Genomic DNA, 17,144 nt, shown 5'->3' on the forward strand with positions numbered 1-17,144 from the left:
TTTCCCCTATTCAGTATTTGTTTTTATACTGTTTTATATTATGCTGTTTAATAGTAGATGATGTCGTTTTTGTTAAAAAATAATCTATTTCTGACAAATATTTACGATGATTTTGAAAAATATAAATGTGAAGGACTGATTCTTATGGCTTTTCCCGAAAGAGCTGCAGCTCATTTAACTTATTCCTTTATTAGTCCCAGCCTACCTGATAAAAGTCAAAAAGAGCTGGAAAGAATTGAATATGGACTGGCATCCTTCTTTATCACATTGCCAAAGCTTGGTGGTTTGATTGCTTTAGCTATTGTGGTCAATCAGTTTATAGATAATTTTCTGCTTTATTATGCTGTAACTCAGGTAAGTTATTCAGTAGTAAGAAGCTATGCTTGGGGACTGCATCTCAAAACGGATTTAAGCTGTTTTGTTAGTGGCCTTATACTGTTATTTGGTATTGTTTTTATTGGTGTTTTCCATCAATTCCCCTACCCTCTCATGCTGATTATCTGGGGAATTAACTGTGGGCTTCTATATCGATATGCTCCCGCTGATACAGAAGCCCGCCCCTTAAGAAGTGACAGGCTAAGGAAAAAGCTTAGAAAAAAGCTGCTGGTGGTACTGGTTCTCCTGATGGTATTAACTTTCTTAAACAGAAATAATGCCTTCAGCACCCTTATTACTTTAGGAGTTTTGGGGGAGAGTTTGTTCACTGCCCCCTTTATGTATAAACTATTTAAATTAAAAGGAGGAACAAGCCAATGAAAAAAAATAAATTTCTTACTCAATTAGCAGGTATGGTTAGCAGCTTTGCTTTATTATTTACTCTTCTATCAACCTGTGGAGTATGGGTATTAAGAGAAGCTAGAATGCCAGAATCTATGCTTGAAGACGAAGAATAGACATAATTAACAACAAAAAATAAGAAAAGGAGTAGGCTCATTACAAGGCCTCCTCCTTTTTTGCTTCAAACCCTCTATTACTTTTGATTTCTCCTCCCTCCATGATTAGCTCCTGAGCAAATAGGTCCTCATCCACCACCATATTGTGGATCATAAAGGGATATTTTTTTATCTTTTCTGCCACCAGTCTTAAACCATGGCCACTGTCAAAACGCTGATGCTCTTCTTCATCTGTATCCTTATAGGTATTTTTTATAATAAAACCAATATAATCCTCTCGATAATCAATAGTGATCCATAGCATAGGTATGTCAGCAAGCACAGCATGTCTTATGGCATTGTCTAAAAAATTCCCTAGGATAAAACTCAAATCCATTAAAAAGTCATAATCCTCCTGCAGCTGGATCTTCTCTCCTATGATATTGACATGGACATCGATGCCCCGCGTCTCTGCTTCATTAATCTTTTCTACAAACATCCCCAGCAGCATATGATTCTTTAGCTTGATTAAGACGGATAAGGAGTCATTGGACAAATGCTTGGTGGTCTTCACCACCGACTCATAATACTCCGTCAACTCATCCCAATCCCTATCCTCTGCATAAATAAAACCAGAGAAGCCCGTCAAATAATTTTTCCAGCCATGCTTCAGCTCTCTATAGCCGTTCAATAAATTTTCTATCACTACTAGATACTCCTGCTGATTTTTATAGAGAATCTTTTGATAATAAAAATCATTTTCTAAAAAAGTGTAGTTAAGGGAAAATCCAATATAAGCAACAATCAAAATAATATGTACTATAGAAATAAATAGCTTCATCTCGCCTACATGATAGAGAAAGGTGTATAAATTGATAAATAGCATAGAAAAAACTGTTACCATATATAAGACAATATTTGTGCTTTTAATCTGTATTTCTTTGCCATAGGCTTTGTATAACAATGCATATTTAATAATATATAACAGTAGTGTACTAATACCAAAAAATACAAAGTTTGAAGCAAAGAATAGCCTAGTATCATTTTGTATTTCTATTACAGTTACTCCCAAGGTAAACTTCATGATAAAAATAGTAACCACGTTTCCTAATAAGGTTATAACCGCGAAAAAAAATATTAAAAAAATATTTCTAAAAAAACGTATGTTTAATAAGAATCTATTGATCATACCATAGGTTAAAAGTACAATAACGGTTTTCAAATAATATAGATATTCCATATGATTGTTACTTATCACTATAATGCTTGAAATCAAAATCAAGACCAAAAAGTATAGCCTTACATATCTACCTCTAGGTATATTTACAAATAACCTTACAACATTAACATAAATCCAAGCCTCTATGGCAATAGCTATAACGCTTCGCAGATTATCAATATTGATCATAGCTGTCCCCCATTATCTTTCTTTCTATTTTTTCCTGAACTTCCTTACTTCTAGACATAAATAATCTTGTTCCATTTTTTAACATTATTTCTCCTTGCTTTTTATCGATTGCCTCTATGAAATGATAATTCACTAGGTTGGATTTATAGCACTGTATAAAGGTATCTGGATAGATGGTATTGAGATAATCCAGCATATCATTTAACCTGCTTTTATGGATGATTTTTTCTCCCTGAAGGGTATGGACCACCAGATAGCCCTCTTTATGATAGGTTTCTATGTAGGTAATGGTTTTTACTTTTTTATAGTGCACTCTACCATAGGCCTCTAGCTTTATAAGGTGACTCTCTTTATCTTGGAGATGTGATCTATGGAATTCTTGGATCTTTTTCAATAATCTTTTTATATGCCAATCAAAGGTCTGTCGATCCAAAGGCTTTGTTAGGTAAGCAAAAGGCTCTATATTTCTGTTTAAGCTTTCTACTGCCCATTCTGCATAAGCAGTGATAAATATAATCCTTGTGTTTATGTTTAGATTTTTTATTTTTTCTGCTAACGCTACACCATTAATACTTTTGTTTAAATTAATGTCTAGCAAACAAATCTTTGTTGCATCATTATCTTCAAATACAGCCAGCACCTCATCTGGTTGAGATGTAGCTAATAACAGTTGTATATTTTCATCATCAATGTATGGGTTTAGCCAATCACAAAGAGTTCTTCTAGTTTTGGGATTATCTTCACATACAATAAAATCAATTTTCATAAATTTTCTGCCCCTCATTTCTAATACTTATCTTTATCTTGTTTTGCTGAAAGTAATTTTGGGTTTTCCTCTGTAAAGAAAAAGTAAAGGTATATTGATCTGTAATTTTGTTAAAATTCTGCTATATAATAATCTGTATCTAATGTGTTGATAAATAATATCTTATTTCGCAGTAATTCTCCACGACCTATCAGTAATTTTACTACTTCACTCACCTGAATAGAAGCTACCAAGGCAGGAGTAAAGGAAGGGTTTCCCAGCTCCTTTTCTACTCCCTTCATATCTTTTTTTGTATAAATTTTTTGTAGAGTGTTATCTCCAGGAAATATAGTTGTTATCTGTCCATACCACCCTGCAATAGCCCCGTGTACCATAGGTATCTTTAATTTTTCACAGGCTTCCTGTAAAACAAACCTGCTTTCAATATTATCTAGAGCATCAACCACAATATCGTGCCCGGTTAAAATTTCTTCACTATTTTCTGATGTCAATCTAGAGGTAATTGCATTTACGTGGATAAGTGAGTTTACAATAGCCATCCTTTCTTTTGCCGTTGTGGCTTTGCTTTTTCCTAAAACCTCCTCATTGGCAAATAACTGTCGGTTTAGATTGGAGGCTTCAAATTCATCTCCATCAACAGCTGTAATAAATCCAATTCCTAACCTCCCCAGCATCTCAATAACATACCCTCCAAGACCTCCACAACCAATCACACATACCTTATATTCCTTTAATTTTTCATTTTCCTCCAGAGACAGCATTTGCATATTTCTCTCATATCTTTTCAATGCTACTCTTCTCCCCCCATAAAATTTTTTCTAAAATATCCCTATCCCTCTAAAATTTACATTATTTAATGAGTCTATTATACTATAAATAATTATCCTATTTCTATTTTTATAAAGGATATCCTTCATTATTTTGAAATATCTTACTACTTTCAAAGATTTGGTAAAAATTCCATATATATTAAAAGCGCCTAGTTTTACTAGACGCTGAGGTTATTATAGAGTTGTCATCCTGCAAAAACATCTTATTTAAAGGCTCTATATTGAGAAACTGGAAGAATTCTTGCAATATATACCTTATCTATTCGAACATTTCCATATTTTCTTCCATGGGCACCAGTGACATTAAAATATTCCTTATGATAGCTGATCCCATTTGTTGAATCCTGACTGGACCAGTATTCAAAACCTATAATACGATTTTCTTCCTTTATCCAGCCAAGAAAAACAGCAGTATGTCCTGTATTGTTTTCTCTGCTTATGTCAATAAAATCTCCTGGTTTTGCATCCTCCAATCTTTTAATCTGCTGTCCTATACCATACTTTTCTACAGCGATAGCAATGTTGCTTTGAGTTTTGGGACCTAATGCAGCATACCAGGTTAGAACAAAATCATATAATTCATCCCATGTCATACCATTAAAATCATCCACAGAAATCCCTAATTGTTGATTCCTTTCTTGCATTGCTTTAAAAAAGACTTCAAAGGTAATGCCAGAGCAATGACTTGCTCTGCTGCCACTGGGATGAGCCTTTAATAGCACTTGGTTTTTGTAATGCAGCGTTGCAGTAACACCATTATAATTGTCATAATCCTTGTTCAGTAAATAGGGGTAGCTTCTTTCCCTGTAGTTATATGTTTTTATAACTTCTAATACATAATCATTAAGATAGCCTCTCAAGCTATTGTCTGGTTGTACTATTGGTTTCTCATTGATTTGATTTTTCTCCTTCTCCTCACTTTCTACTGAAGGTTTCTCTATTTCCTCTAAAATAGTTTCTTTTGCATCATTTTTTTCTTGATCCTCTATTATTTCTCTTTTTATTGTTTCAAGGATAGAGGGCTGTAGTACGTAGTGGGCCTGGTTAACAGGTAAGAAATATGTATCATCCTTCATGCTTAACTCCATGGCTGCTGTAGTTTTTATGATATGTGTAGTCACTAAAATACTGCTAAGTATAAGGATGGTGATTTTTATATAAACTCTTTTTCTTCTATCCTGCATTCTCTAATCTTCCTCTCATTGATGGAAACCCTTATTTTGATTCACTATAAGCACTATTATAGTAAATATTAAAATCCTTTGATAGAAGAAATATTTGCTAATACACCTATGAAGGTTTTCAAAATAAAAGAGCCTCCTTTGAAATTTTTCAAAAGGATGCTCTTTTATTAGGTTTAGATTTTAAAGGAGCTTTTCAAGGACACAATTCTATTAAATACTAGTTGTTCTTTTGTTGTATACTTAGGATCTACATTAAAATAGCCATGTCTAAATAATTGGAACTTATCCTGTGGCTCTGCATCCTTCATATCTGGCTCCACAAAACCCTGTAATATCTGCAGGGAGTTTGGGTTGATTTGATCTAAAAAGCTTTCGCCTTCTTCCTGTTTCTCATCTAAGATCAACGGTTCAAATAGTCTAAAGGTTGCAGGTAATGCCTGTGTTGCATCTACCCAGTGGAGAGTGCCTTTTACCTTTCTGCCGGTAAAGCCCGTGCCACTTTTTGTTTCAGGGTCATAGGTACAGCGCAGTTCAATTATATCACCATGATCATCTTTAATCACTTCATTACACTTAATAAAATATGCATGCTTTAATCTTACTTCATTTCCTGGAAACAATCTAAAATACTTTTTCGGTGGATTTTCCATGAAATCCTCCTGCTCTATGTATATTTCTTTAGAGAAAGGAATTTGACGGGTGCCCATTTTTTCATCATCAGGATTGTTTTCTGCTTCCAGCATCTCTATCTGGTTTTCTGGATAGTTGGTTATCACTACCTTAAGGGGATTTAATACAGCCATAGTTCTAGGGGCTTTTGCATTCAAATCCTCTCGAATAAAATGCTCCAGCATTTGTTCATCTACAACACTATGACTTTTAGCAACACCGATTTCTCTACAGAAGTTTCTGATGGCCTCAGGTGTATAGCCTCTTCTCCTTAAACCAGCAATGGTGGGGATTCGAGGGTCGTCCCATCCATCTACAATCTTTTCATCCACCAGCTGCTTTAGCTTTCTTTTACTCATTACGGTATTGGTTAGATTTAATCTAGCAAACTCGATTTGTTTCGGTTGACTTTCTGTTTCACACTCTTGAATCACCCAGTCATATAATGGTCTGTGGTCTTCAAACTCCATGGTGCAAATAGAATGAGTCACACCTTCTATGGCATCCTCTAAAGGGTGGGCATAATCATACATAGGATAAATGCACCATTTGTCCCCTGTATTGTGATGACTGGCATGAACAATTCTATAGAGCACAGGGTCCCTCATATTTAGATTTGGCGAGGTCATATCAATTCTGGCTCTGAGTACCTTTTCACCATCTTTAAACTTGCCTTCCCTCATGGCTTGAAATAATTGTAGGTTCTCTTCTACACTTCTATTTCTATAAGGACTTTCTTTCCCTGGCTCCTTTAATGTTCCACGGTATTCCTTTATCTCTTCTGCCGACAAATCGCATACAAACGCTTTTCCCTTTTTAATCAACCGTATGGCAAAATTGTACATTTCTTCAAAATAGTCGGAAGCAAAATAAAGATTATCCCATTCAAAGCCTAACCATTGAACATCTTCTTTTATAGACTTAACATATTCTGTATCCTCTTTTGTAGGGTTTGTATCATCAAATCGTAGATTGGTTTTTCCATTGAACTGCTCCGCCAGTTCAAAGTTCAATACGATGGACTTCGCATGCCCTATATGTAAATATCCATTTGGCTCCGGTGGAAAACGGGTAATGATTTCTTTATGCTTTCCTTCAGCTAAATCTTGAATAACAATGTTTTTAATAAAATTTGAAGTAGTAGTCTTGTTTTCCATTCTCTTCTCCTTTCCTATTCTGTTTTGTTATGTATTATCCACTATATTGAAATAAATATATCATAAAATCCATTTTTTTTCTATGTGTTGATGGTAAATTTCTTTAGGATACTACTGTAAAGGTATTTTATCAAAAGAAATAAGCAAAATATAGGTAGTGTTTTAGTTATTCATTGAGGAGGTTAAATAATGAAGGACAATAATTACGAAGAAGTTTTAGGTGTAATGCCCCAATCTTTTTGGCTTGCTTCTACAGAAAACTATAATTTTCCTGCCCTCAGGGAGGATATTCATGTAGATGTAGCCCTAGTAGGAGGCGGCATGGTGGGTATTACAACTGCTCTATTGCTTAAGAAAGAGGGCTTAAAGGTTGCTGTTTTAGAATCTGATGCAATTTTACAAGGTACTACAGGCCACACCACCGCTAAAATCACCTCTCAGCATGGTCTTATCTATGACAAAATCAAAGGGCAAATGGGGGAGGAAAAAGCAAAACAATATGCCGAGGCAAATGAATCAGCCATACAGATGATATCGGAGCTAATTGAAGAAAATGATATTGATTGTGATTTTTCTTGGCAGCCAGCTTATGTCTATACCCAATCAGATGCCTATGTCCAAAAAATTATTGATGAAACGAAAACTGCTTCTGCTCTTGGAATAATGGCTAGTTATTTAGAAGATATTCCCCTACCTTTTTCCGTTAAAGCCGCTATGCGTTTTGATGGACAGGCTCAATTTCATCCTAGAAAATACCTGCTTTCTCTAGCTAAAAAAATACATGGCGATGGCTGTGCTATTTTTGAAAAGACAAAGGCTGTGGATATACAGGAGGGAGCTGCTCCAACAGTTATTACTGCTGGTGGCAATAAAGTAACTTCATCCTATGTTATTATAGCATCTCATTATCCTTTCTATGATAAACCTGGATTATATTTTTCTAGGATTTACCCTAAAAGATCCTATGTTTTAGGCATCATCATTAAAGAAAAGTTTCCTCTTGGTATGTATATCAATGCAGAGGAGCCCGCTCGCTCCCTTCGTTGCCAAAGCTTTGAAAATAGAGAACTTATCCTGGTAGGTGGTGAGCATCACAAAACAGCGCATGGTAAGAGTACCACTACCCATTACAAAAACCTAATGGATTTTGCTCATGAGACCTTCCAGGTAGAGAGGATTTTCTATCGGTGGTCGACTCAGGATGGTCATACCCCTGATGGGGTTCCTTATATTGGCCAGCTAGCCCCTGCCACACCAAACATTTTTGTAGCCACAGCCTTTCATAAATGGGGCATGACCAATAGTACTGCCTCCGCTATGATACTTAAGGATTTGATTGTCAAGGGAGAGAATCCATGGGCACCTGTGTATCAGCCTTCCAGGATTACCCCCTCCATTACGGCAGCAGCCAGCTTTGTGAAAGAGAATGTAGATGTAGCTATTAACTTTGTTTCAGGTAAGCTGATGTCTTCTACTCCCGAGATAGAAAAAAAGATTCAACCTAATGAGGGGAAAGTAATGGAGGTTGATGGGAAAAGGATTGGTGCATATCGAGATAAAAACGGTAAACTCCATCTAGTAGACACCACCTGTACTCATATGTATTGTGAGCTGCAATGGAATGATGCAGAAACCACCTGGGACTGTCCCTGCCATGGTTCTAGATTTTCCCCTGAGGGAGACGTGATTGAAGGGCCTGCTTTAGAACCATTAACGAAACTTAACTAATTTAGCAAAACCCTTGTGATGATTCAGTTCATTCACTGAAACTACCTCAAGGGTTTTCCTTCTCAGCCTTGAGGCCCCCTAGCATCATGATTTTATTGATTTTATTGATTTTATTATAATTATCCTTGGTTTTTTGTAAAGATTGGAATATTTCTAAATTTTTCATTGCTTTTTCTAAAGAAAACATGTTAAAATAAGGATTATTCATTAGGGACAAATACATAAAAATCCGAGGAAGGTAGTGGAATACCTATGGTAGACCGTTATTGGAGGAGCCTCTGGAGAGACTCAAAGGAGCACCGAAGGGGAAAGCCTGTTTTCAGGTGAAACTCTCAGGTAAAAGGACAGGGGATTTACTATATAGAGCTAAAGCTATGATTTTATCTATTTTTGTATAGAAAATAGCATAGCGTTTTCTTATATTGTAAAACCTTCATTTCCAGAGACTAGATTCTATTATTTAGTCTTTTTGCTTTTTTGAGAAATATGTCCTTATAATCATTTTAGTAAAGGAGATGTATGGGATGAAAGCATTTATTAGTGTAATAGGAGATGACAAGATTGGCATTATCCATGGTGTTACTACTGTTTTAAAAAAACATAGTGTTAATGTTTTAGATATTAATCAGACCTTGCTTCAAGAGTACTTTGCCATGGTTATGCTGGTAGACCTAGAAAAAATGTCTATTGATTTTAAACAATTGAAGGAGGAGCTTGCCACTGCTGGTGAGGAAATCGGGGTTTCCATTAAAATTCAGCATGAGGATTTGTTCAGTACAATGCATAGCATTTAATAGTTAGGAGATGAGTAGAATGATTAACTTCCAAAATATCATGGAAACCATTAAAATGATTGAAAAGGAAAAGTTGGATATTCGTACCATTACTATGGGAATATCACTTTTAGATTGCTGTGATGCTTCTGGAAAAGCAGCCCGAAGAAAAATTTATGATAAAATTACCAAACAGGCAGAAAAATTAGTCCGGGTAGGAGAAGAAATTGAGACAGAGTATGGGATACCTATTATTAATAAGAGAATCTCTGTTACTCCTATGGCATTAATAGCTCAGGCCAGTGAAGATACAAGCTATGTGGCCTTTGCTAAAACATTAGATGAAGCTGCTTCAGCAGTGGGAGTGAATTTTATCGGTGGATTCTCTGCTTTAGTTCAGAAGGGATATTCCAAAGGAGACAGAATTCTTCTTGACTCTATACCGGAGGCATTAGCATTGACGGAGAAGGTCTGTTCCTCCATCAATGTAGGCTGTACAAAGTCCGGTATTAATATGGATGCAGTCCAAGACATGGGGAGAATTATAAAAAATACTGCTTTCCTTACTAAGGAGAGAGATAGCATTGGCTGTGCGAAGCTAGTGGTATTTGCCAATGCAGTAGAGGATAATCCCTTTATGGCTGGTGCCTTCCACGGGGTGGGAGAGGCAGAGAGTATTATCAATGTAGGCATAAGTGGTCCTGGTGTAGTGAAGTGTGCCCTTGAAAATGTTAAAGGAGAAAGCTTTGATGTGATGGCAGAAACCATTAAGAAAACTGCCTTTAAAATCACCAGGGCTGGACAGCTGGTGGCCCATGAAGCCTCTGCCCGCTTGGGTGTACCCTTTGGTATTGTTGATTTATCCCTTGCTCCCACACCGGCTATAGGTGACAGTGTGGCAAGGATTCTGGAGGAAATGGGTTTGGAAAGCTGCGGCTGTCATGGCACAACAGCTGCTTTAGCTCTATTAAATGACGCTGTGAAAAAGGGGGGTATTATGGCTTCCTCCCATGTAGGAGGTCTCAGTGGTGCTTTTATTCCTGTCAGTGAGGATGAAGGAATGATTGCAGCAGTTAAAGCTGGCTCCTTAAATCTCGAAAAGCTTGAGGCTATGACCTGTGTTTGCTCTGTAGGACTTGATATGGTGGCGGTTCCTGGAGATACTCCTGCTTCCACCATAGCCGCCATCATAGCAGATGAAGCTGCTATAGGTGTAATCAATAATAAAACAACTGGTGTTAGGATCATACCTGTTCATGGTAAAACCTTAGGGGATGAAGCAGAGTTCGGCGGCTTATTAGGTACAGCGCCTATCATGGCAGTCAGTAAGTTTTCCAGTGAGGACTTTATAAAAAGAGGTGGTAGAATTCCTGCCCCTGTTCATAGTTTTAAAAATTAATAAAGAAGCACACATTAAAAAGCTGAGAGGTTGCTATAGAATCCCTCAGCTTTTTCCGTTTCCTTGATTTTATTGTAATATAATCTTATCCCCTTCTAGCTGAAGCTTGATAGTGTCCCCTTCAGTAAATTTGTTTTGCAGATAATCCTCTGCAATTTCGTCCTCTATATATTTCTGAATGGTTCTTCTGAGGGGTCTTGCTCCATATTTTTCATCGTATCCTTTTTCAAGAATAAATTCCTTTACCTCTTGGCTAACCTCCAAATCCATTCCCTTTTCCCTGACCTCCTCCTGTACCTCCTGCAGCATAATATCAATAATTTTGTACAGTTCTTCCTTGGTCAGCTGTTGGAATACTATAATTTCGTCGATTCTATTTAAAAATTCAGGTCTGAAGGTTTCTTGTAAAACCTCCTTCATCCGGACTTCCATAGCTTCATATCTATCCTTACCAAATCCGATGCCACTTGACTTTAAGTGGGTACCAGCATTGGAGGTCATAATAATCACTGTGTTTTCGAAGTAAACAGTTCTTCCCTGATTATCGGTAAGTCTTCCATCCTCCAGAATTTGTAGAAGTAGATTAAAAACATCGGGATGGGCTTTTTCCATCTCATCTAATAAAATAACAGAGTATGGTTTTCTTCTAACCTTTTCTGTGAGCTGGCCTCCCTGATCATAGCCTACATATCCTGGAGGTGCACCTATCAACTTTGAAACTGTGTGTTTTTCCATGTATTCTGACATATCTACTCTGATCATCGCTTCTTCGCTCCCGAAAAGCTCTGTAGTCAAAACCCTTACTAACTCCGTCTTCCCTACCCCAGTTGGTCCTACAAAGATAAAGGAGGCCGGCTTTTTCTTTTTCTTAAAGCCTGAACGGTTTCGTCGAATAGTTCTTGAGAGACTTTTTACAGCTTCATTTTGTCCTATGATTCTATGATGTAAATTCTCTTCTAGGTTTAAAAGCTTATTAGCTTCTTTTTCTGTAATCTTTTGTACAGGGATTTTGGTCCATGCCTCTATAACAGCAGCGATATCCTCCTCTTGGATTTCTACGTCACTGCATTTTTCTTGCATCTCCTTTATTTTATCGGTAAGGACACATTCTTTTACCTTGTATTCAGCAGCCTTTTCAAAATCATTGGCTTCAGCAGAGCTTTCTCTCATTTGTTGAACAAAGATGAGTTTTTCTCTTAAGTCTTCTAATTCAATCAACCCTTGATTTTTTAAGTTGGCTCTAGAGCCAGCTTCATCAATGACATCAATGGCTTTATCCGGTAAATATCTGTCGGTAATATATCTTTCTGACAGCTTTGCTGCTGCAGCTATCACCGTGTCAGATATTTTCACCTTGTGGTATTCTTCATAATATCCTTTAATACCCTTCAATATTTCTATTGTCTCTTCTATGGTTGGTTCATCTACTAAAACTGGTTGAAATCTTCTTTCTAAAGCTGCATCCTTCTCAATATGCTTTCTGTATTCTTCTAGGGTAGTGGCGCCAATAATTTGTATTTCTCCTTTAGCTAAAGCTGGTTTCAAAATATTTGCAGCATTCATAACACCGCCATGTACCTCTCCTGCTCCCATAATGTTGTGAACCTCATCAATCACCAGTATGATATCTCCATAATCCTGTGCCTCTTTGATAATGGCCTTCATTCGCCCTTCAAACTGTCCTCTGAATTGAGTTCCTGCTACAATAGCAGTTAAATCCAATAGATAAACCTCTGTTTTGAAAAGCTTAGCAGGCACCTGTTTTTCTGCTATCCTTACTGCTAGTCCTTCAGCAATAGCAGTTTTTCCTACCCCTGGCTCACCTATCAGCATCGGATTATTCTTTGTTCGTCTATTTAAGATTTGTACCACTCTGTCTATTTCTTTATTTCTTCCAATGATTTTATCCACTTGGTTATCTAGGGCTTTTTCTGTGAGGTTTGTTCCATAGGTATCTAAATGCTTTTTCTTTTTCTTAGATTTTTTCTTTTTGCTATTTGTATCTTCTTTTAGATCACTGGTATGCTTCTCATCTTCTTGAAAGAGTTTTTTTTGCTCCTGCTCCTTAAAAGACGCATCCTTTTTATTAAATAAATTCATTAAGGCTTCTTGCTCCTCTAAGCCATCGAAATTTATCTCTTCATCCACAAGCTGATCACTATCATTCATTTCTTCTGATAGATTTTCAATTTCTTCTTCAGTCATGCCGGTTTGCTGCATAAGCTGATCAATCACAGGTAAACCCATTTTTTTAGCACAGGGTATACAAATACCCTTCATCTCCGACTTGCCGTTTTCAAACTTTGTTGCAAATACCACAGCTATATTTTTATTGCACATAGAACATTTCTTCATATGACTCAACTCCATATTTTTATATAATAGATTAACGCATTTATAAATATTTTTTCTGTTTTTGGCATTACTATCTTATTATAACATTTTTTTGATTATTAATAATCTACACAGAATGATAAAAGTGGAAATTTTTTCTGTCCCATAAAGATTTTTATTAGTATTATTTATGATAGTAGTAATATGCTATAATTATATATATACTACATAGAAGTCAAGAACAATCAAAAATATTAAAAATGGAGGGATTTCATGAGTAAAAATGTGAATATTGATTGGAGTAAACTAGGTTTTAGCTACATGAAGACGGATTTTCGCTACATCTCCAAATGGAAAGATGGCCAATGGGATGACGGAAAATTAGTGGAGGATAACCAGATAAGTATAAGTGAAGCTTCCACCGCCCTTCATTATGGACAACAGTGCTTTGAAGGATTAAAGGCTTATCGTACAAAGGATGGTTCTATACAGCTTTTTAGACCAGATCAAAATGCTAAGCGTATGAATGATAGCTGTAAACGTATTATGATGCCTGGCATACCTGAGGAAAAATTTATTGATGCCTGTATACAGGTTGTTAAAGCTAATGAAGCTTATGTGCCACCCTATGGCACAGGTGCAACTCTATATCTAAGACCTTTTATGATAGGTATTGGCGATAATATTGGTGTAAAGCCTGCACCAGAATATCTTTTTTGTGTCTTCTGTTTACCGGTAGGTCCTTACTTCAAAGGTGGTATGACCCCTGTGAACTTTATTATTTCTGAATATGATAGAGCGGCACCCTATGGTACTGGAGCAGCTAAGGTTGGTGGAAACTACGCTGGTAGTTTATACCCTCATGCATTAGCTGTTGAAAAAGGTTTTGCAGACTGCATCTACCTAGATCCATTGACCCATACTAAGATTGAAGAGGTTGGAGCCGCCAATTTCTTTGGCATTACAAAGGATGATACATTTGTAACCCCAGTATCCCCTTCCATCCTTCCAAGTATAACGAAGTATTCTTTAATGTATCTAGCAAAAGAGTATCTAGGTATGAAGGTGGAAGAAAGAGATGTCTTGGTAGATAGATTAGATGAGTTTAAAGAAGCAGGTGCATGTGGAACCGCTGCTGTTATTACCCCTATTGGTGGTATCCAACACAAGGACAACTTCCATGTATTTTATAGCGAAACAGAGGTTGGTCCTGTTACTAAAAAACTTTATAATACCCTTTATGGCATCCAATTTGGTGATGTAGAAGAGCCAGAAGGATGGATTGTAAAGGTTAAATAAATTTAATAATTTTTAAAAGCTTGCCAATATGGCAGGCTTTTGTATTTTTTGAAGTATTTTGCTAGAAAAAAAGCTTATATATTTATGAGAAATTTACGAATACTATACTTAAATCTATATTGCAAATATTTAATTAACGGAGGTTGCATATGAGAAAAAAGATTGCTCTTTTATTGTTTTTTTGTTTCTTTTTAGCTTCTTGTAGAGGTCCCATGACAGGTACTGAAACTAACCAATCCGCCCTCTCTGGAATGGCAGATATAGAGTATTGTAGGATTACTGCTGATGAGGTAGAGGTTAAAGACGGATTGGGCTATGATTTTGACACCTTGGCTGTCCTCAATAAGGATGCCATCATCAAGGTGTTAAGACAGGTAGATGATAGATTTGTAGTTCAGCTGGACAACAATCAAATAGGTAGTATTGATGTTAATGATGCCACCCCTATCGTGAGAGATGGTACTAATGACTCCTCACAACCCATAGACCCCGGTAGACAGCCTCAAACCGCAGAGGGATTACCACAGCCACAGGCTGGAGATCAACCTCCTGTTCCAGAAGTTAGGGAGCGGACTCCTGAGCCTCAGCCAGAGGATCAGCCTCCTGTACCTGAGAGAGAAGCTCCTGTTCCAGAAGCTGCCGAAGAAAGACAACAGCCAGAGACCATCGCTGAAACGCCTAGAACCACAGGTGTAGAAGGCCTAACTGCTGTTGAGGAACAAATGATCAATCTAGTAAATGAAGAAAGACAAAGAAATAACCTGCCAACGCTGGAAGTAGATTTAGAGTTAACAAGAGTTGCTAGAATAAAATCTCAGGATATGGCGGATCATAATTATTTTAGTCATTATTCTCCAACCTATGGAAGTCCTTTTGAAATGTTGGATAACTTTGGCATAAACTATCTTCACGCCGGTGAAAATCTTGCTGGAAATCCTTCTGTAGAGGATGCTCATGTCGCACTGATGAACTCCAGTGGTCATAGAAAAAATATTCTTAGTCCAGATTTTACTCATATAGGCATTGGAGTAAAGCCTAGTAATCGATATGGTCAGCTTTTTACACAGATGTTTATTAGTAAACCTAGATAAATCATAAGAACAAACAAGCACCTTCCAAGTTATAGCTTGCTCACTGGAAAGTGCTTGTTTTACTTTTCTTCCTCTACTAGGTTACGTGCCATTAATACACCCATTACGGATGCCATCATTAGTCCTCTAGTCCATCCACTAGAGTCTCCTAGGCAATATAATCCTTTGATATTGGTTTTCAGCTTTTCATCTAGATTGATTCTATTACTATAAAACTTAATTTCAGGACCATACAACAATGTTTCTCTACTGGCAAAGCCCGGTACAACAATGTCCATTGATTTAATAAAGTTTAAGATGTTGATTAAGGGTCTATAGGGAATGGCGGAGCCTAAATCTCCAGCAACAGCATCAGGCAAAGTAGGACTGACATTTGATTGCTGAAGCTCATGCTGCCAAGTTCTTTTTCCATCTAAGATATCGCCATATCGTTGCACCAGTATTTTTCCATTGCCCAGCATGTTTACTAGCTCTCCTACTTTTTTACCATATTCTATTGGTTGATTAAAGGGTTGACTAAAGTTATGAGAGCTCAATATAGCTAGATTGGTATTATGAGACTTTTTATCCTTATAGGAATGTCCATTAACAATAGCTAAATCATTATCATAGTTCTCCTGACTAACAAAACCTCCAGGATTTTGACAAAAGGTTCTTACTTTATTTTTGTAAGGGGTGGGATATCCTATCAGCTTTGATTCGTACAGAACATTGTTAACTTTTTCCATAATTTCATTTCTAACCTCTACTCGTACACCTATATCTACTGTTCCAGCTCCATGATCGATACCATGTTTTAAACACATTTCTTGAAGCCAGTCAGCACCCTTTCTACCTGTGGCAATAATTACCGTTTCTGCTTCTAATACCTTTTCTTCTTTTTTTGTTTTCGCATCGGCTAATACCACTGCCTTGGCCATGCCTTCTTCTACAACAATATCCTTTACTATTGTATCAAATGTAATATCTACTCCCGAATCTAAAAGGCTATTTTGTATTTTAAGGTAAATTTCTTGAGCTTTCTCTGTTCCTAAGTGTCTTATGGGACAATCTACCAGCTTTAGACCTGCTTCTATTGCCTTCCTTCTTATTTCTTTAATCTCATCATTGTTTTCTAATCCTTCTATTTTTTCATCTGCGCCATATTCAAGATAGATTTTATCTGTATAATCTATATATTCCTGGGCATTGTTGCTGCCTATTAAGGCAGGTAAATCTCCACCTACTTCATAGCTTAAGGATAGCTTTCCATCAGAAAAAGCACCGGCACCCGAAAACCCAGTAGTAATATGACAGTAAGGCTTGCAATAAACACAACTTCTTGTTTGCTCCTTAGGACAATGTCTTTTATCTATACGCTTTCCCTTTTCAATAATTAAGATTTTCTTATCAGTTTTTTGTTTTACCAGCTCTAAGGCAGTAAAGATTCCTGATGGTCCTGCTCCTACGATTACTACATCATATTTCAATGCCATTCACTCCTCTTAATAATCTGCTAATTGCGCATCTTTATTTTTATTTAAGGTTGTATTGTTCGCATTATATCGAATATTTAATTTTATTCTCATGAATATTGTACAAGTTTTTTTGGTTTTTGCCTAGTGTTTTTGTGTTAAATCGTTGTTTTCTTTTTA

General features: G+C 36.6%; 14 protein-coding genes and 1 riboswitch. Of the genes, 7 read left to right on the plus strand and 7 right to left on the minus strand.

Features of this window, described 5'->3' with window-relative positions:
- The first annotated feature begins 69 nt into the window (after positions 1 to 69).
- Positions 70 to 756 (plus strand): accessory gene regulator B family protein, encoded by a 687-nt coding sequence (locus tag BMX10_RS05020; RefSeq protein ID WP_170834689.1) that lies wholly within the window; start codon positions 70 to 72, stop codon positions 754 to 756.
- Positions 753 to 893 carry a hypothetical protein gene (locus BMX10_RS17945; RefSeq protein WP_170834690.1) on the plus strand — a complete coding sequence of 47 codons (141 nt, stop codon included), beginning with the start codon at positions 753 to 755 and terminating at the stop codon, positions 891 to 893. The genes BMX10_RS05020 and BMX10_RS17945 overlap by 4 nt, the downstream gene beginning before the upstream one ends.
- 40 nt (positions 894 to 933) lie before the next feature.
- Here BMX10_RS17945 and BMX10_RS05025 read toward each other — a convergent pair whose 3' ends face one another.
- From BMX10_RS05025 to BMX10_RS05045, 5 genes are all read right to left on the minus strand, one after another.
- Entirely contained in the window at positions 934 to 2,280 is a 1,347-nt protein-coding gene (locus BMX10_RS05025; protein WP_090440322.1) for a GHKL domain-containing protein, read from the minus strand.
- Positions 2,267 to 3,046, minus strand: a complete 780-nt coding sequence (locus tag BMX10_RS05030; protein WP_170834691.1) for a LytR/AlgR family response regulator transcription factor — start codon at positions 3,044 to 3,046, stop codon at positions 2,267 to 2,269. Before BMX10_RS05030 ends, BMX10_RS05025 begins: the two co-directional genes overlap by 14 nt.
- 110 nt (positions 3,047 to 3,156) lie before the next feature.
- Positions 3,157 to 3,834, minus strand: a complete 678-nt coding sequence (locus tag BMX10_RS05035; RefSeq protein ID WP_090440328.1) for a HesA/MoeB/ThiF family protein — start codon at positions 3,832 to 3,834, stop codon at positions 3,157 to 3,159.
- 245 nt (positions 3,835 to 4,079) lie between these two features.
- Complete coding sequence (locus BMX10_RS05040) at positions 4,080 to 5,060, minus strand: hypothetical protein (protein WP_090440331.1); 981 nt, start codon at positions 5,058 to 5,060, stop codon at positions 4,080 to 4,082.
- A gap of 173 nt (positions 5,061 to 5,233) precedes the next feature.
- Complete coding sequence (locus BMX10_RS05045; RefSeq protein WP_090440333.1) at positions 5,234 to 6,886, minus strand: glutamine--tRNA ligase/YqeY domain fusion protein; 1,653 nt, start codon at positions 6,884 to 6,886, stop codon at positions 5,234 to 5,236.
- Between the two features lie 189 nt (positions 6,887 to 7,075).
- Here BMX10_RS05045 and BMX10_RS05050 point away from each other — a divergent pair, with 189 nt between their 5' ends.
- From BMX10_RS05050 to BMX10_RS05060, 3 genes are all read left to right on the plus strand, one after another.
- On the plus strand, positions 7,076 to 8,614 hold the full coding sequence (locus BMX10_RS05050; RefSeq protein WP_090440336.1) for an FAD-dependent oxidoreductase: 1,539 nt from the start codon (positions 7,076 to 7,078) through the stop codon (positions 8,612 to 8,614).
- A gap of 268 nt (positions 8,615 to 8,882) precedes the next feature.
- Positions 8,883 to 8,972, plus strand: a riboswitch (glycine riboswitch).
- A 166-nt stretch (positions 8,973 to 9,138) separates the two neighbouring features.
- Positions 9,139 to 9,408, plus strand: a complete 270-nt coding sequence (locus BMX10_RS05055) for an ACT domain-containing protein (protein ID WP_090440339.1) — start codon at positions 9,139 to 9,141, stop codon at positions 9,406 to 9,408.
- A 19-nt stretch (positions 9,409 to 9,427) separates the two neighbouring features.
- Positions 9,428 to 10,786: a PFL family protein gene (locus BMX10_RS05060; protein ID WP_090440342.1), complete on the plus strand. Its 1,359-nt coding sequence runs from the start codon at positions 9,428 to 9,430 to the stop codon at positions 10,784 to 10,786.
- Positions 10,787 to 10,855: 69 nt separating this feature from the next.
- On the opposite strand, the gene BMX10_RS05065 is transcribed toward BMX10_RS05060, so the two are convergent.
- Positions 10,856 to 13,141 (minus strand): ATP-dependent Clp protease ATP-binding subunit, encoded by a 2,286-nt coding sequence (locus tag BMX10_RS05065; RefSeq protein ID WP_090440345.1) that lies wholly within the window; start codon positions 13,139 to 13,141, stop codon positions 10,856 to 10,858.
- Between the two features lie 252 nt (positions 13,142 to 13,393).
- Between BMX10_RS05065 and BMX10_RS05070 the strand changes: the two genes are divergently transcribed.
- Both BMX10_RS05070 and BMX10_RS05075 read left to right on the plus strand, forming a co-directional pair.
- Positions 13,394 to 14,419 (plus strand): branched-chain amino acid aminotransferase, encoded by a 1,026-nt coding sequence (locus tag BMX10_RS05070; protein ID WP_090440348.1) that lies wholly within the window; start codon positions 13,394 to 13,396, stop codon positions 14,417 to 14,419.
- A 149-nt stretch (positions 14,420 to 14,568) separates the two neighbouring features.
- The gene (locus BMX10_RS05075; protein WP_090440350.1) at positions 14,569 to 15,510 is read left to right on the plus strand and encodes a CAP domain-containing protein; all 942 of its coding nucleotides are present in this window, start codon (positions 14,569 to 14,571) and stop codon (positions 15,508 to 15,510) included.
- 59 nt (positions 15,511 to 15,569) lie between these two features.
- Here the strand turns inward: BMX10_RS05075 and BMX10_RS05080 are convergent, their stop codons facing one another.
- The gene (locus tag BMX10_RS05080; RefSeq protein WP_090440841.1) at positions 15,570 to 16,979 is read right to left on the minus strand and encodes an NAD(P)/FAD-dependent oxidoreductase; all 1,410 of its coding nucleotides are present in this window, start codon (positions 16,977 to 16,979) and stop codon (positions 15,570 to 15,572) included.
- Positions 16,980 to 17,144: the final 165 nt, after the last annotated feature.

This window comes from Natronincola peptidivorans (assembly GCF_900111615.1).
In the GTDB taxonomy this organism is placed as follows: domain Bacteria; phylum Bacillota; class Clostridia; order Peptostreptococcales; family Natronincolaceae; genus Natronincola_A; species Natronincola_A peptidivorans.

Coding starts and splice junctions, on each gene's coding strand:
- BMX10_RS17945 (WP_170834690.1), top strand. CDS start 753: ATGAAAAAAAATAAATTTCTTACTCAATTAGCAGGTATGGTTAGCAGC.
- BMX10_RS05025 (WP_090440322.1), bottom strand. CDS start 2,280: ATGATCAATATTGATAATCTGCGAAGCGTTATAGCTATTGCCATAGAG.
- BMX10_RS05030 (WP_170834691.1), bottom strand. CDS start 3,046: ATGAAAATTGATTTTATTGTATGTGAAGATAATCCCAAAACTAGAAGA.
- BMX10_RS05040 (WP_090440331.1), bottom strand. CDS start 5,060: ATGCAGGATAGAAGAAAAAGAGTTTATATAAAAATCACCATCCTTATA.
- BMX10_RS05045 (WP_090440333.1), bottom strand. CDS start 6,886: ATGGAAAACAAGACTACTACTTCAAATTTTATTAAAAACATTGTTATT.
- BMX10_RS05050 (WP_090440336.1), top strand. CDS start 7,076: ATGAAGGACAATAATTACGAAGAAGTTTTAGGTGTAATGCCCCAATCT.
- BMX10_RS05055 (WP_090440339.1), top strand. CDS start 9,139: ATGAAAGCATTTATTAGTGTAATAGGAGATGACAAGATTGGCATTATC.
- BMX10_RS05060 (WP_090440342.1), top strand. CDS start 9,428: ATGATTAACTTCCAAAATATCATGGAAACCATTAAAATGATTGAAAAG.
- BMX10_RS05065 (WP_090440345.1), bottom strand. CDS start 13,141: ATGAAGAAATGTTCTATGTGCAATAAAAATATAGCTGTGGTATTTGCA.
- BMX10_RS05070 (WP_090440348.1), top strand. CDS start 13,394: ATGAGTAAAAATGTGAATATTGATTGGAGTAAACTAGGTTTTAGCTAC.
- BMX10_RS05075 (WP_090440350.1), top strand. CDS start 14,569: ATGAGAAAAAAGATTGCTCTTTTATTGTTTTTTTGTTTCTTTTTAGCT.